Origin of the sequence: Adhaeribacter pallidiroseus (assembly GCF_003340495.1) — a bacterium.
In the GTDB taxonomy this organism is placed as follows: domain Bacteria; phylum Bacteroidota; class Bacteroidia; order Cytophagales; family Hymenobacteraceae; genus Adhaeribacter; species Adhaeribacter pallidiroseus.
Genome location: NZ_QASA01000001.1, coordinates 4,381,932 through 4,395,884, shown reverse-complemented (window position 1 = coordinate 4,395,884; position 13,953 = coordinate 4,381,932). Strand labels below are relative to the sequence as shown.

Here is a 13,953-nt window from a genome sequence, read left to right as displayed (position 1 = left end):
TCGCGAACCCGCAGAAGTTTACCTGAGGCAAAATTACTGCTTTCATGGGCAATTTATAACGGAAAAGAGCGGGTTCTTATCTAAAAATTAATTGGGCTGCCCAACTGGATTCTCAGTGTTAAACTTTGCCGTAAATTTTTGAATAAACCAGTCTACCACCGCATTAGAAGCCGAAGGCTTGTAAGCCAAAACTACTTCCGTGGTTATGGGTATTCCCGGCAACCCGTAATACGAAAGCTTTAAGTAAGGGTATTGTTCCTGCACCGATGCCGGCACAATCGAAACGCCCATCCCGCTTTCCACCAACCGCAGAATAGAATGGATGTTATTAGGTTCGTGTGCTACCTCCGGCACAAAACCCAACCGCTGGCAAATTTCTACTAACTTCCGGTAGTAATCGGGCGCGTAATTCTGGTTAAAGAAGATAAACGGCTGATTTTTTAAAAATTCAGCTAAAGATTCCGTCCCGGAAAAATTTTGTTCCTGCGCCGGCAGTACTACCACAAAAGGATCCGGAAACAAAGTTATAATTTTTAATTTTTCAGATTGTACGGGTGCCCGCATGATGCCTACATCCAGCTTGCCTTCTTCCAGCGCCCGAACTTGCTTTACCGTAGGTACTTCGTACAAGCGGGTTTTGGCGAAAGGAAAAAAAGCCGGCAACTCTTTTAAAATAGGTACCAGATGTTGTTGGTAAGTAGAGCTAATATAACCGATCCGGAGCGGTGTAGGAATAGCCCCGTGCATTTGCTTTACCACATTTTTGCTTTCTGCGAGGTGCGAGAAGAGCGTGTCTATTTCTTTTTTAAAAAACTTACCGGCCGGAGTTAAGCTAACCTGTTTGTTGCTGCGCGTAAATAAAATCGCCCCTAATTCATCTTCCAGTTCTTTTATTTGGCGGCTCAGCGGTGGCTGCGAGATAAACAATTTGTTGGCGGCTTTCCGGAAATGTAATTCTTCGGCTACCGTTTTAAAATAAAGTAAATGGCGTAACTCCATGCTGCTCGATACTTATAAAGTATGGATTATTGATAAAATTGATCCTTTACAAATATCGTTGGTTGCTTTAGATTTGCCAAAAAAGGGATAGTGGATGCCGTATAAATAACCAATAACCTGAGGAACAATGGAACAAAATACAAATGGTAAATCGAGCGTGGCGGAAATAAGACAACGGTTTGATCAGGACGTAGACCGGTTTTCTAACCTGGACACGGGTCAGCAATCAACCGTGGATGCCCCAATTAGTTTAGAATTAATTACCGATGCCGTAAAGTACGCCACGCCTAAAGCCTCGCGGTTACTGGATATTGGCTGCGGTGCCGGCAATTATACCTTAAAGTTGTTAACCAAAATACCGGATATGCACTGCACCCTGGTGGATTTAAGCCAACCCATGCTCCAGAAAGCCCGGGAAAGAGTTACAGATGCTACTACCGGTACCGTAGAAATAAAGCAAGCCGATGTACGCGAATTAGATTTACCGGAAAACTATTACTGCACCATTTTGGCCGGGGCCGTGCTGCACCACCTACGCACCGACGAAGAATGGGAAGCAGTTTTTACGAAATTATACCGTACTTTAAAACCGGGCGGTACCTTCTGGATTTCGGATTTGATTACGCACGATGCCACGCCCATAAACAAACTGATGTGGGATAAATACGCCGATTACCTGGAACAATTAGGCGGTGCGGCCTATAAGGAAAAAGTTTTGGCCTATATCGAGAAAGAAGATTCACCCCGTTCTTTAACCTATCAGCTTGAATTATTAAAAAAAGTAGGTTTTAGACATACCGAGGTGCTTCATAAAAACAACTGTTTCGCTGCTTTTGGAGGTATTAAGTAAATAAAATTAACCGAGAGTCGAACTTTACCTTATGTTTAATGGGCTTTCGAGATAATAAAATTAAAAACAGTGCTATTCTGCCTCTTTTTCGTCATTCAGAAGTAACCTATTTGGCTACGTAGCGAAATAGGTTACTTCTGAATGCCGACATTAAATGATAAAAAACCATTTAAAATCATCCTGCTAGCAAGTACTCTTATTGGCTGTTTGTATCAAGCATTGCCTATCTCGAATCTCCATTTTTTAATTATTGTGAAACTTGCGGGTACGATAGTTTCTGAAGAATATAGATTCCCGTTAAAGCGCCTGGAAGCTTCGGCTAATTCATAAAAATTTAAAAAATTACTCTAATGAGCGTGTTCGCAGGTTTGTTCGCAAACGGGTTGGTTTACTTTTTCGATCTGGATGGTGGCGTGGTTAATCTGGTGATGATGGGCCAGCTCTTCGCGGATGTGCGCCAGTAAAGTATCGGAGGTGTTTTCCTGTACTACCAGGTGAGCCGTGAGCGCATTTTCGGTAGTACTCATGGCCCAGATGTGTAAATCGTGCACATTTTTTACGCCCGGAAAATTAATTAGCAATTGCCGGATCGCCGGTAAGTTTACGCCACTGGGTACACCATCCAGGGAAAGTTTTAAAGATTCGGTGAGTAAGCTCCAGGTACTCCACAATATTACCGCAATAATAACCAGACTAATCACGGAATCTATCCAGAACCAGTTGGTAAAGTAAATGGCAATACCCGCAATTACTACCCCCAACGATACCAGCGCGTCGGCGGCCATGTGCAGGTACGCGCCTTTGACGTTTAAATCTTTGTCTTTATCGCGCAAGAAAAGTAAAGCCGTACCGGCGTTCACCAAAATGCCAATTCCCGACACGTACGCAATGTACTGACCGCCTACTTCCTGCGGTTGCCCCAAACGTTGAAAAGCTTCCCAGCCAATGGCGCCCACGGCTACCAGCAACAACACCGCATTAAACAGCGATACTAGTGTAGTTGATTTTTTAAAACCGTAGGTATAATCGTCGGTGGCTTTTTTGGTGGCTAACCGGGTAGCCAGTAAAGCTAAAACCAGACTGGCCACATCGCTTAAATTATGGCCGGCATCGGTGAGCAAAGCCAACGAGTGCAACCAGAAACCGGTAACTGCTTCCAACATAACAAATACTACGTTTAAAGCAATACCAATAACAAAAGCCCGCGTTAAATTGGTAGGCACCTCGTGGTGGTGATGGGCGCCGTGAGAATGATCGTGGGAGTGCATGTTAAGTAGTTGTTGGTTATTAGTTGTTCGTTGTTAGCTATGTAAATTACTAATTAAAGTAAATGATAAGTTAAACTAACTTTCGCGAAGCCTTTTAAGCTTTAATTTAATAACGCAAAAGGCGGATAATAAGGGTTAAATTACGGTAAAATTTAAAAAAAATCTGCGTAGGGCAGGTAAACTTATGATCTAAAAAACTGCGTATACCCGCCCGCTGGTTTTCTAATGCATGCGCATCAGCGAAGGATTTATCCGCAGGTAAACTTCGCCGGATACGGGTACCTTGCCGTAAATAGGCTTTAACTCAGCACCCGGCGCGTACACGCTGCCTTGCAAACCCAGGCTTAGATCGGTGTTCCATTGCTGGGCTACTATGCGGCTTACGCCTAAGGTGAAGGCGTGCACGTTAAAAATTTCGTCGTGTTCAAACTGCGGTAAACTTAGTTCTTCGGGTGTTTTCTGAATCCATTCGTAGCGGCCGTAAATGCCGGTTTTGTTCAGTTGCAAGTTGCTCTCAGCCAGAACAGAATGTTCCCGGTGGTCGTGGCCGGCATCGTTTAAGCCCCAAACCAGCGCCGACGTGATGTGCTTGTTATCGCCCAGCATTTTGCTGTGCAGCACCGATGCCGTGGTACGGTCTACGTTGGTTTCGGGTTCCAAAGCTTCCGGCGAATGAATAAAACCCCTAGATACTTGCAACGCTAAACTGCGGGTGGGGTTGTAACTTAAACGGTACGAATGCGAATCAAACAACGGTTTATCAATGCCGTAACGGTTTTCGTTGGGTTCGCGGCCGGTAAAGCTGGAGCCTTCCAGTTTCCAGTTTTTGTATCGTACCCCCAAGGTAGCTACGCCAAAAGTAATGTGGGTGGCATCCTGCCAGTGGTGGCCCAATACCGCGTCGGGGTTGTTAAAGCTGGAAATACGGTGCATAAACGCCACCGGACCCAAAGCCGGTTCGCCGGGTAAACCAAAGTAAGCGGTAACATCTACATCCGGATTAATTTGGTGGGTGTAAGCAACGGATAATTCCGAGAAAAGATCGTGGGGGTGCTGCCGGTCCACGAGCCGCTGGCCTTTATACGTTTCGCCGGACTGAAATAACAGAGGGTAGCCTTGTTTGCCTTCGGTAATGGGGTCCAGGGAAAGCATGGCGTTGAAATTAAACAACCCACGTTTGCCTACCGGCCGCTGAATCATGGCCATAAACCAGTTAGGCGCATCCAGTTTACTACTGCCCCGGTTGCCCGTGTTAAACAGGTCCTGGCTGGTGTAGCGCAAATACAAACTTCCGTGAAACATCATGTTCCAGTTGCCGGCGTGTTTCATGTACATATACATGGGCGTTTCGTCGGGGTTCCAGGCAGTACCGGAGCCGTTCCGGTTCATGGGCAAGCTGCGCGAGAACGCGTGGGTCATGGCGGGCATATCGTGCTTGCCGCCCGGCATCATGCTGCTGTGGTGGCTATGGTCTACTTTGGTGGTATCGGTGCCAGCCTGATGGTTGGGCATCGTACCCTGATGGTGTTGGTGCGTGGTATCCGTGACCGGAGCAGCTGGCTGGGCCTGGTAATGCTCGTGGTTGGCCGGAGTAGCTTCTGGAGCCGTTTTCTTCTCGGCCGGTGCCGTGGGCTTCGTGGTTTCAGCTGGTTTAGTTTGGTTCGTGGCAGGTTGGTGCTGGTGATGTTCGTGCTGGGCCTGCACCGAAAAGCTACTCAGAGTCAACAAAATAAGAGCAGTTATTAGGGTATTCTGAAGCATAAGATTAAGCATTAATTCTGTTGTAAAATTAACGCTACCAGGCCTTAAGAGTTTAACACAATTCAGGCAACAATGTATAAAATCCGGGTTCAACTACATTTTTAAGAATGTAGTATGTGAGCGAATAGAATGGAGCTTTATCATTTACGGTTGTTCTTTGAAGCCTTTTCAAGTCTCCAGGCTCAGGTGCTAGTTAGCTTTCATTAATTAGGCGCAGTTCTTTGGAGCCGGTTCCCGTCCCCATTCACAGGTTCCATCGTGTTGGCACAGGCTGAGTTTGCCTCCTGGCCGGCGGGCCCCGTTTGGCTCTTCCGGGCGGGTCTAAGCTTGTTTTGTTCGTGCCTCACAATGCTGCGCACCACAACCTTAGAAGGCCCTCCTGAGCCAAACTGATGTCATCTTCTCTGAGCTCCGGCTATTCTGACTTAAATAGTTTAAACAGGAGAATGTAGAAATAATATTTACTATGTAATCTAATAGCAGAAGCGTTAAAATTGAATCTCCTGGTTCCTTTTCCTAAGAAATTTTTAAAAAATTGGTTAGAACACTCAGGTTTTAATACTCTAAAAAAGGTAATTACGGTAGCTAAGAGCAACTGACATCAGTTTGGCTGTGGAGCACCTGCTAGGGTTTCGGTTTTGCGCAGCAAAATTCCGCAGACGGAGTCGAGGAAAGAGAGGCTAGCGAGTGCGGAAGAGCCAAACGGGGCCCGCCGGCTACGAGGCAAACGGGTTACTGATCAACCTAGGTAGCACCAGTGCTTGGAGACTTGCAAAGGCTCCAAAAATCAGCCAGAGGAGATTTAATTACCAGTAAGACGATGGTAGCTTGTTTCCCGTTTGCTACTAGTTTCCCGTTTGCTACTAAATAACACTAACCAAAAGCTAGAAAAGGTTTTTTTCTGAATCGCTAATCTAACCAATAGCATCCAAAGGGGTACGCATTGGTTGAATGGCGTTTTTATACTCACTTACCGAGTGGCCGGTAATTTTTTAAACTGATTGGATAAGTGCTGCACGCTGCTGTATTGCAATTGGTGCGCAATTTCGCTTAAAGTTAATTGGCCATAAGACAACAACTCTTTTACCCGCTCAATTTTCAATAAAATAAAATACTTCTCGATGGTAAAAGGTTCCAGGCGCGAGAACACTTTGCTCAAGTAAGAATAATCAGTATCGAGTTTTTCGGCTAAATACACCGAGGTAGTAACGGGTTGGTAGGCTGTTTCGAAATGCTGTAAATAATCGATTAAGGTATTTTTAATTTTTTCGACTAATTGCCGGTCCCGGTCTTGTAATAAAGTAAAACCTTCGGGCTGTAAGGCGGCATCAATTTGGGCTAAATCCGGGTGACCCGCCACTTCAGCGTAACCTAATTGTACCTCATTTACCTGTAAGCCTTGTTCCTGTAAAACACGGGTTACCGTGCTGATGCAGCGCGGACAAACCATGTTTTTAATATATAGAGTAGTTGTTTCCAAGGTTTAAGAGCTATGCTCTAATAATATACGATATTAAGAGGCAACCAGGTTAAATGCCATTCTTAACAACTATTAAAACCCGAAATTCAAGTAATTGTTTATACCGGTTAGCGCAGCCAGCGATTAAAAACATAGTTTACCAGCGGAATAATTCCCAGAACGGTAATGCTAATCAACAGAAAAAAGACAAAAGTAGCGCTGAATAAACGTTTAAAAAATCCGGGCGGAAAACCGAAAACGTACAAAATTAAAGCGGTGGCAATAAAGAAGCTAATGATGAAAATAATAAGCACTTGCCGCCGCAAGTTAGCTTTATCTATAAGCGGCCGGCTTTTACGCGCTGGTTTTTTGGCTGCAACTTTGGGTACGTTTTGCTTCTTCATCGAGTTAAATTTTACGGTTGCCACAAAAAGACCGTTCCCAAAATTAACAGATTCCGCTCAGATTGCGCTTGTCCGGGTTTATAACTTGCCTGGGAAAATACCGCTTCAACTATTCAACCGGGCTGCCGTACATAACCGAATAAACCCGGTGTGCCTGTAAACCGGGCTTCGCACCAGATTTAACGTTCAGCTTAACTAAAAAAAGACCATGAAAAAAATACGGCAAACCCTAAAACAATTCGGTTTGGTACTGATACTAGGAACTGCGCTTAGTTTTTCGGCCTGTAGCACCGGCACCAAAGACGGAGACACCAATGTAGAAGATAGCGGGGCCAAAGATAAAGATCCGGAAAATATGAATAACACGGAAACAGAGGTATCGGGCAGACCAGATAGCCTGGATATGGACAAAAATAAAACCTACCAGAAAGTTGACCCAGACAGTGGAGCGCGCGATGCGGATAACGACGGTAAGGTAGATCAGTAGGAAAGTATTCTTGATTTTACCAAAAAAGTAAAAAAGAAACCCGGCTGGTACATAATCAGCCGGGTTTCTTTTTTACTTTTTTTAAATTTTTACTTAAATAAGAACTCGCTCGGGCCAATACTTACGGTAAAAGAATCTACCGCTGCTCCAGTAGGGTTAAAGCGTACTACTTTGCCCGCCGCGGCAAAACCGCCGGCATCGCCGCCGTAGATTAAATTATCGGTGGGGTCTACGCCAATGCCGTAAAAGTTGCGGTTTATGAAAGGAGTAGTTAATAATGCAGTAGCGGTAATATCTTGTTGGTAAACTTTGCCACCGTATTGGTAATATAATTTGTTTCCCGCGCCATTGGCTACTAAATCGCCCGGCGATAAAGTTTTGGAAGTAAAAGTTAAGGTAGCTTCTTTGGTGTTGGTAGCCGGGTTAAGCCGCACGAAACTGCCGGGAGTGCTGGTGTTTTCGTCGATGGTATAATCCGAGTTGTAATTTTTTTCGCCGCCGCACAATACCCACAACTTTTTGTTCGCATCCGCCACCAGGCTGTTCGGCGATCCATCTACGGTTATGGTGGTTTCCACGGCATCCGAAGTAGGGTTGATTACCGAAACGGTGTTTTCGCCGGAGTTAACCACGTAAACTTTGTTATTTAAGGCTAGTAGCTTTTCCGGTAAAACGCCTACCGCTATGGTTTTGGTAACAGCATTGGTAGCTAAATCAATCACCGCAACCCGGCCGTTGCCGCTAAAGCTAACCCACTCGGTTACGTAACCTTTGTTGTTAGCCACTACCATGTAGCGGGGTAATTGCAGATTATTAATTACGCCCAGCGATTTAAACGTATTGGCATCAGCAATTTCTATTTTGTTGCTGTTGTTTACCACCACGTAAGCCTTGTCGTTGTTTACCGTTATGGATTGTACCACATCGCCCAAAGGCCGGTTATTTTCAGTCAGAAACACATCGTCTACTACGGTTTTACTTTGCTTATTGATAAAGCTGATTTCGCCGTTTCCTTTTTGAAAATTGCCTTCGTTTACTACCAAAACGCCCGATTCGTAGGCACCTTTAAGAGGCGTAACCGTGCTGCCCGAGTCATCGTCCTGGCAACTGCTCAAGAAAATACTGCCCGTTAGGTAAATACCCAGAAGAAACGACCGGTTTACTAAATTTTTGTTCATAGTTAATTGGGTTAAATAAAATTAGTAAGGTGTAATTTGATTGGTGTAAGCGTAAAATTTAAATTTTAATGGGGGTTAGCTTTAATGCAAAAAGAACCGCAGGCTCAGGTTATAATGGCGGCCCGGCATGGCGTAGTATTCTAAATTCTGATACACTTTATTTGTCAGGTTATTGACGCGGCCCATAATTTGGAACCGGGCTTTGTGGTACCGGATGGTTTTACCGCCGTAAAGCGTAAATAAGCCGTAAGCCGGCAACGTGCGGGTGTTTTCGGCGGTAGTAAACCGCTGGCCGGTAAGCTGGTAATTAGCCGTCAGCAACCACAATTTGTAAGTTAAATCGGCGTAAGCGGTGGCCGTATGGTAAGGCACGTAAATCAGCTGCTTGCCGGTAGGTTCCGTTGAACTCGTGTACGATTCCTGTTGCTTGGATGACGTGTAACTGTAGTTAAAGCCCGTACTTATTTTGCCCGTGGAGAGCAGCCACGAAGCTTTGCCCGATACCTCGGCCCCGGTAGCCAGTACTTTTTTTAAATTTTGCGGCGACCACACTCCCGTACTGGCCGAAGGTAACCACTGAATCCAGTTTTCGACTGGCATGCGGTAAGCAGTTACTTCGGATTCGGCGGTGAATATGCCTCGGGTATATTTGTAGGTGAGGCCGGTTTCGTAGTTGTAGCTGTTTTCGGGTTTTAAAGCGGCATTGCCGGTGGGCCAGTACCGGTCGTTTAAAGTCGGCACCCGGTAGCCCCGCGAAACCGATCCTTTCCAGCCCAAGGTATAATGATTGCGGGAAAATACATCTAGGGTAAAACCGGTAGTTGGCGCCAGCGGCGGATTAAATCCGGTCACAAAAGCCTGCCGCAGATTTAAATTCAGGTGCAGAAAATTTAAAGGATCGTAGCGAAACAATAGAAAACCGGAAGCACGGGTTTCGTTTACTTTTTTACCGTAGCCATCTACGTCGGCGGTAAAATATTGTAATTCGCCCCCCGCATCTACGTTTATTTTTTTCGCCAGAATAAAGTTTTGCTCGCCTTGAATTTGGTAGGTATTTACCTGGGTTTCGGAGTTGGTATTATCGTCGCGGTAAAGCATGTAATCGGCAAAGTAAGCCGCCCGGATAGCCGTTAAACCTACATTACTGTGGTGGTTCCATTCGCTCATAAGCCGCCAGTTGCGGTTGGCCAGTTGGGCGTGCGTATTAGCGGCCACCATGTTGGACTGCGATTGATTATCGTTATCAGTGTACCAGTTCCGGATAGCCAAGGTATTGCGGGCATTTATCCGCCAGCTCAGATTGGTGGTAAAACCGGATTGGTGCAGCGCGGCATTTTCCTGGCGTTGAACCGGCGCGCCAAATTGGGTAGTATTTTTAAATTTAAAGTTATTCTGGGCCTCGCGGCGGAAAAAGCTGGTTTCTAGGCTTACTTTTTTAGTGCTGTACTTGCCGGCCAACTGGCTAAAGTACGAGTCAAAGCTTCCTGCATCTTGTTGGGCTTGTAGTTGCCAGCCAGGTTGCCAATTAGTACGGGATGATAAAATAACGGCGCCGCCAATGGCGCTGGTGCCAAAATTAGCTCCGCCCGATCCGTGCTGCAATTGTACGCCTTGCACGGCCGTTAGCGGAATCAGCGAGAAATCGGTTTGCCCCAGGGTGGGTAAGTTAATGTTAAAGCCGTTCCACAAAACCGCCGTTTGGCTGGCCGAGGTACCCCGAAACGAAATAGTAGACAGCATGCCGTTGCCGTAAGTTTTTAAGTAAACCGGCGTGCGGCTTTGCAACACCTCGGCCAGCGAGTTGGCGTTGTTTATCTGTAAATACGCCGAATCCAGGTGGGTTTCGCGGGAGCCCAAAGTATAGCGCGGATGGTGCTGTCCAATAATCTGCACTTCGGCCAGATCTTCGCCGGTTAACGTATCCGGAGCAACCTGCGCCTGCACCGCCGGTATAAACAAGCTGGCTAAGAAAAAATTTAAAAAAAGTACTACGCGCATCTGTAATCCCTCCGAATAAAATCCGTCGGGGGAGAAAGGCGCAGCCATAAAGTAGAATAATTATTCATTTGTCTGGTCCTTAGCTTTTTACCCGAAAGCATGTAACAATATTTCCGATTGGCAGGTCTCCTGGCTTTCTTCAAGTTGTTTGGCCTTCCCATTCTGCTTACAGAACAGTGGCAAAAGGAGTAAACAACCTTTTTAAAGAAGATTACAGTTGCGGGAACAGCCCAGGTATTACACCTGATTCCCTTTTAAGGCTTGCTTGCGGTTGCAGGCAGGCCACCAATCCGGCACAAAGATAGGCAAAAGTTTAAGATTAACTACTGCGGCGCGTAATGCTTCAACTGGCTTAACGGGCAAAATGAATTTGGTGTTTGAAATTGAAAACCGAAATAAGCGATTACTACTCTATTGCATTGTTGCTGCGTAGCCAAATAGGTTCCTCCTGAATGACAACTTGTTCAGATTTCCAATTGTTGTGCATAGAGTTAGCGCAGCGCTCTAAGCACTCCCGGACAGCCAATCGCTGATTGGCATTTACCAGCATTTAGCGTTACGCCAATCAGAGATTGGCTGTCCAAAAATGCGGAGAGACCGCTTACGCGAACTCGCCGCATAACCTGAGAGGGTAAAATCAAGATTGAGATTTTAAATTTTTCTAAAATTTTGCCAGTTAACTATGCAACAATTAGCCTTAACCATGTGCAAGAGATGACGCTAAACTGTTCGAGCGTTCAGCGAGTTTTTAGCGTCTTGATTTTTTTGGTTCTTTTTGTATCAAGACAAAAAGAACAAGAAGCGAGCAATGAAACAACTTTAATCAGAAACCAAAGCTACTCAGCCAGCTATGCGAACGAAAATCAACAAGGAAATAAAGCAAAAGCTATGCGAACAAAAATTAAGAATTAGAATTTAAGAACAAAGCATCATTGCGGATTAACCCTATAGAACCTTTATGCAAATAGTAAGACGAAAGTTTAAGCTTTCATCTTACTACCAACTACAATTTACTAAATAACTTGCTTACCCCAGCATTTACTTCTTTTTCCAAAGCCGCATCTTTTTTTGGAATAACGCCTTCAATGGCCCCTTGCCAAACCAGTTCGTCTTTGGTGGGGTCCACGAGGTGCACGGAGGCGGTGCCCTGGCGGTAACGGCCTACTTCTACTTGCTGACTTTTCCAGGAATAACGGCGCTGCCCGATGTACTTGGGCGCATCCGTCCGGAAATCGGTTTGGCGGGTTTGGACTTTCTCGGTGGTAACAATGCCTAGGTTCACAAGTAAATCCGGGTTAGTGGAAGTTAAGGTTAAGCCTTTAGCCGTTAATTGTTGCTGAATGGCGTTTTTTAAAATTGCAATACGGTTGTTGTACTGCGCATCTACGGGTTCGCCGTTGTTGGTAATTTCGTAGAAGTTAAACGTTTTGTAATTAGTTAAAGCAAAGTTGTCGGCCGCATCCACGTTCGTGACCCGGGCCGCGCTGCAACCAAACAAACCTATCAGGCTAAAGAAAATTAAAAATATATTTTTCATCGTTTTATAATTCAGAATAAGAAACTGTTCGTATCTGGTTTTCATACGAAATTGCGAAAAGGAGTTTGCGGAATAAATACAGAATCCAAAACGGAAAAATTTAAAAAAGCTGAAAGCTCACCCAATTACCCCATGACCAAACTAGCAAAACCGTTTTACACGCGCCCGGATGTGGTGCAAATTAGCCGCGAGTTAATCGGGAAGTATATTTTTACCCGGATGGATGGCGTATTAACCGGCGGCCGAATTGTAGAAACTGAGGCGTATTGCGGCGAAAATGATTTAGCCTGCCACTCGCACAGCGGTCGCCGGACTACGCGTACCGAAATTATGTTTCAGGAAGGCGGGATGGCGTACGTGTATTTAATTTACGGCATTTATTGCCTATTTAACATTATTACCAACGTGGCCGAAAAAGCCGATGCGGTGTTAATCCGAGCCATTGAACCCACGGAAGGTATTCCGGAAATGCTATTGCGCCGCAACCACACCCAGGTTACGCCCAAACTCACTGCCGGTCCCGGCCTGGTTACCCTGGCGCTCGGAATTTCTAAAAAACACTACGGCACCGATTTAACCGGCGACTTGATCTGGCTGGAAGACCTGGGCGAATTAATACCGGAAAACCAAATTATCTCCAGTCCGCGGGTAGGGGTGGATTATGCCGGCGAAGATGCTTTGCTGCCCTGGCGTTTCCGGCTGAAAAACAGCCGCTGGACCAGTAAAGCCAAGTAAAATCCTGAATGACGTTGAATTTTTTAAAATTTCTACTGCTGGAAATGAAATCGCTATCGGTATTCACTTATTAGGTGATAATTTCAATCCCGGAAGAAGATTGGAATAAAGAAATTTAAAAAAAGATTACTTCTTCCATTTGCGGGCAATGTTGTGCGCCGTTTCGATCATATAAGGTTCCCAGGTCTCAATCTGCCAGTCGGAGTGGGCCAGAGGAGAGGTTTGCAGCAGATGAATGGCTTCTTCAGCCGATGCGGCATTTTCTAATATCTCGGATAAATAGATTTGTTGCGCGGCTAAAGTTTGATCTTCTATGGGCTGCTCGGGTAATTTAAAAGGAGCCGGGAGAAAAGTTTTACCCGCGTTTGTTCGGGATTTTTGGTTTTTTTGCCGGAGAATAGCTTCCATTTTTAAAAAGTCGGCATAAAACAACTGCTTGCTTTTTTCGCTTTTCAGGGCGTTGCCTAATTGTTCCAGCACCACGTATTTTAAGTTCGGGCATTTTTCTATAATTTGGGCCAGCAACTCCAAAACTTCTTCGGGTACAGCTTCGTCGTGGGTGTCTCTTCTGATTTTGCGGTCGGGTTCTACGGCTGAGCTTTCCCAACTGCCGCCCGAAACATGAATTTCCCGAACTCTATCCAGCGGATACAGATTAATAATCTCGTTGTAAGAAGCCTGAAAGTTGTGCAGCTGGCAATACAGATTGTGTAGATCCAGGATAAGAAAGCCGTTAACCGGCGTAATGAGCTGTTCCAGAAACTGACCGTGTTGTTTTACTTCGTCGAGGGAATAAGAAAAAGCCAGGTTCTCCAGACCCACCGGGCATTGGCAGGCATCCTGAATGCGGGCCAACCGGTCCTGGCCAATAGCCAAAGTAGTTTCGGAATACGGAATGGGCAGGGGAGCGCCATGGTGAAAATTCTGGCCGGTCATAAAGCCAAAATGTTCGGTAATATGGTCGAAAGTATATAGTTTGGAAAGCTCGCGCAGGTGTTGCAGCCAGTTTTGCTGGTTCACACTCCATTGCCCCGAAAAAAGCGAAAAATACACGCCGTGGCCAATTAGCCGGTTTTGCTGACTATATGTTTGTAATAACTCCGCAAACCAGTCGGGCATCTGGGGCGTGCGGAAAAGCGTATCAAACGACCATTCAATGGCTTCGACCTGGCCGGCCGCAAACAAGGGCAAGGCCGCCGCCAGAATGTCTACATCTAAGTTACAAGCTACCGCGGCTAAAACTTTTTCCGGCACCGTTATGGGTTCTTTAATTTAGA

The 13,953-nt window shown here is 45.6% G+C and carries 12 protein-coding genes and 1 riboswitch; of the genes, 3 read left to right on the top strand and 9 right to left on the bottom strand.

The window, feature by feature from the left end; genetic code table 11:
- Positions 1-87 precede the first annotated feature (87 nt).
- Positions 88-999: a LysR family transcriptional regulator gene (locus tag AHMF7616_RS17490; protein ID WP_115374054.1), complete on the bottom strand. Its 912-nt coding sequence runs from the start codon at positions 997-999 to the stop codon at positions 88-90.
- A 127-nt stretch (positions 1,000-1,126) separates the two neighbouring features.
- Here AHMF7616_RS17490 and AHMF7616_RS17485 point away from each other — a divergent pair, with 127 nt between their 5' ends.
- Positions 1,127-1,849 (top strand): class I SAM-dependent methyltransferase, encoded by a 723-nt coding sequence (locus AHMF7616_RS17485; protein WP_115374053.1) that lies wholly within the window; start codon positions 1,127-1,129, stop codon positions 1,847-1,849.
- Positions 1,850-2,196: 347 nt separating this feature from the next.
- Here the strand turns inward: AHMF7616_RS17485 and AHMF7616_RS17480 are convergent, their stop codons facing one another.
- From AHMF7616_RS17480 to AHMF7616_RS17465, 4 genes are all read right to left on the bottom strand, one after another.
- Positions 2,197-3,117 (bottom strand): cation diffusion facilitator family transporter, encoded by a 921-nt coding sequence (locus tag AHMF7616_RS17480; protein WP_115374052.1) that lies wholly within the window; start codon positions 3,115-3,117, stop codon positions 2,197-2,199.
- A gap of 222 nt (positions 3,118-3,339) precedes the next feature.
- Complete coding sequence (locus AHMF7616_RS17475) at positions 3,340-4,878, bottom strand: hypothetical protein (RefSeq protein WP_115374051.1); 1,539 nt, start codon at positions 4,876-4,878, stop codon at positions 3,340-3,342.
- Positions 4,879-5,848: 970 nt separating this feature from the next.
- A complete protein-coding gene (locus AHMF7616_RS17470; RefSeq protein WP_199474264.1) occupies positions 5,849-6,358 on the bottom strand; it encodes an AraC family transcriptional regulator in 510 nt (169 codons plus the stop codon).
- Positions 6,359-6,465: 107 nt separating this feature from the next.
- The gene (locus AHMF7616_RS17465; RefSeq protein WP_115374050.1) at positions 6,466-6,741 is read right to left on the bottom strand and encodes a DUF2798 domain-containing protein; all 276 of its coding nucleotides are present in this window, start codon (positions 6,739-6,741) and stop codon (positions 6,466-6,468) included.
- 208 nt (positions 6,742-6,949) lie between these two features.
- Between AHMF7616_RS17465 and AHMF7616_RS17460 the strand changes: the two genes are divergently transcribed.
- Positions 6,950-7,228 (top strand): hypothetical protein, encoded by a 279-nt coding sequence (locus tag AHMF7616_RS17460; protein WP_115374049.1) that lies wholly within the window; start codon positions 6,950-6,952, stop codon positions 7,226-7,228.
- Between the two features lie 89 nt (positions 7,229-7,317).
- Here AHMF7616_RS17460 and AHMF7616_RS17455 read toward each other — a convergent pair whose 3' ends face one another.
- The 3 genes from AHMF7616_RS17455 to AHMF7616_RS17440 form a co-directional block, all read right to left on the bottom strand.
- Positions 7,318-8,406 carry a YncE family protein gene (locus AHMF7616_RS17455; protein ID WP_115374048.1) on the bottom strand — a complete coding sequence of 363 codons (1,089 nt, stop codon included), beginning with the start codon at positions 8,404-8,406 and terminating at the stop codon, positions 7,318-7,320.
- An 81-nt stretch (positions 8,407-8,487) separates the two neighbouring features.
- Positions 8,488-10,452, bottom strand: coding sequence for a TonB-dependent receptor plug domain-containing protein (locus tag AHMF7616_RS17450; protein ID WP_115374047.1), 1,965 nt, complete (start codon positions 10,450-10,452; stop codon positions 8,488-8,490).
- A gap of 54 nt (positions 10,453-10,506) precedes the next feature.
- Positions 10,507-10,709: riboswitch (cobalamin riboswitch) on the bottom strand.
- 698 nt (positions 10,710-11,407) lie between these two features.
- Positions 11,408-11,941: a DUF4136 domain-containing protein gene (locus AHMF7616_RS17440; RefSeq protein ID WP_158546199.1), complete on the bottom strand. Its 534-nt coding sequence runs from the start codon at positions 11,939-11,941 to the stop codon at positions 11,408-11,410.
- Between the two features lie 132 nt (positions 11,942-12,073).
- Here AHMF7616_RS17440 and AHMF7616_RS17435 point away from each other — a divergent pair, with 132 nt between their 5' ends.
- Complete coding sequence (locus tag AHMF7616_RS17435; protein WP_115374044.1) at positions 12,074-12,676, top strand: DNA-3-methyladenine glycosylase; 603 nt, start codon at positions 12,074-12,076, stop codon at positions 12,674-12,676.
- Positions 12,677-12,802: 126 nt separating this feature from the next.
- Here the strand turns inward: AHMF7616_RS17435 and AHMF7616_RS17430 are convergent, their stop codons facing one another.
- Complete coding sequence (locus tag AHMF7616_RS17430) at positions 12,803-13,930, bottom strand: multinuclear nonheme iron-dependent oxidase (protein WP_199474262.1); 1,128 nt, start codon at positions 13,928-13,930, stop codon at positions 12,803-12,805.
- Between the last annotated feature and the right edge of the window lie 23 nt (positions 13,931-13,953).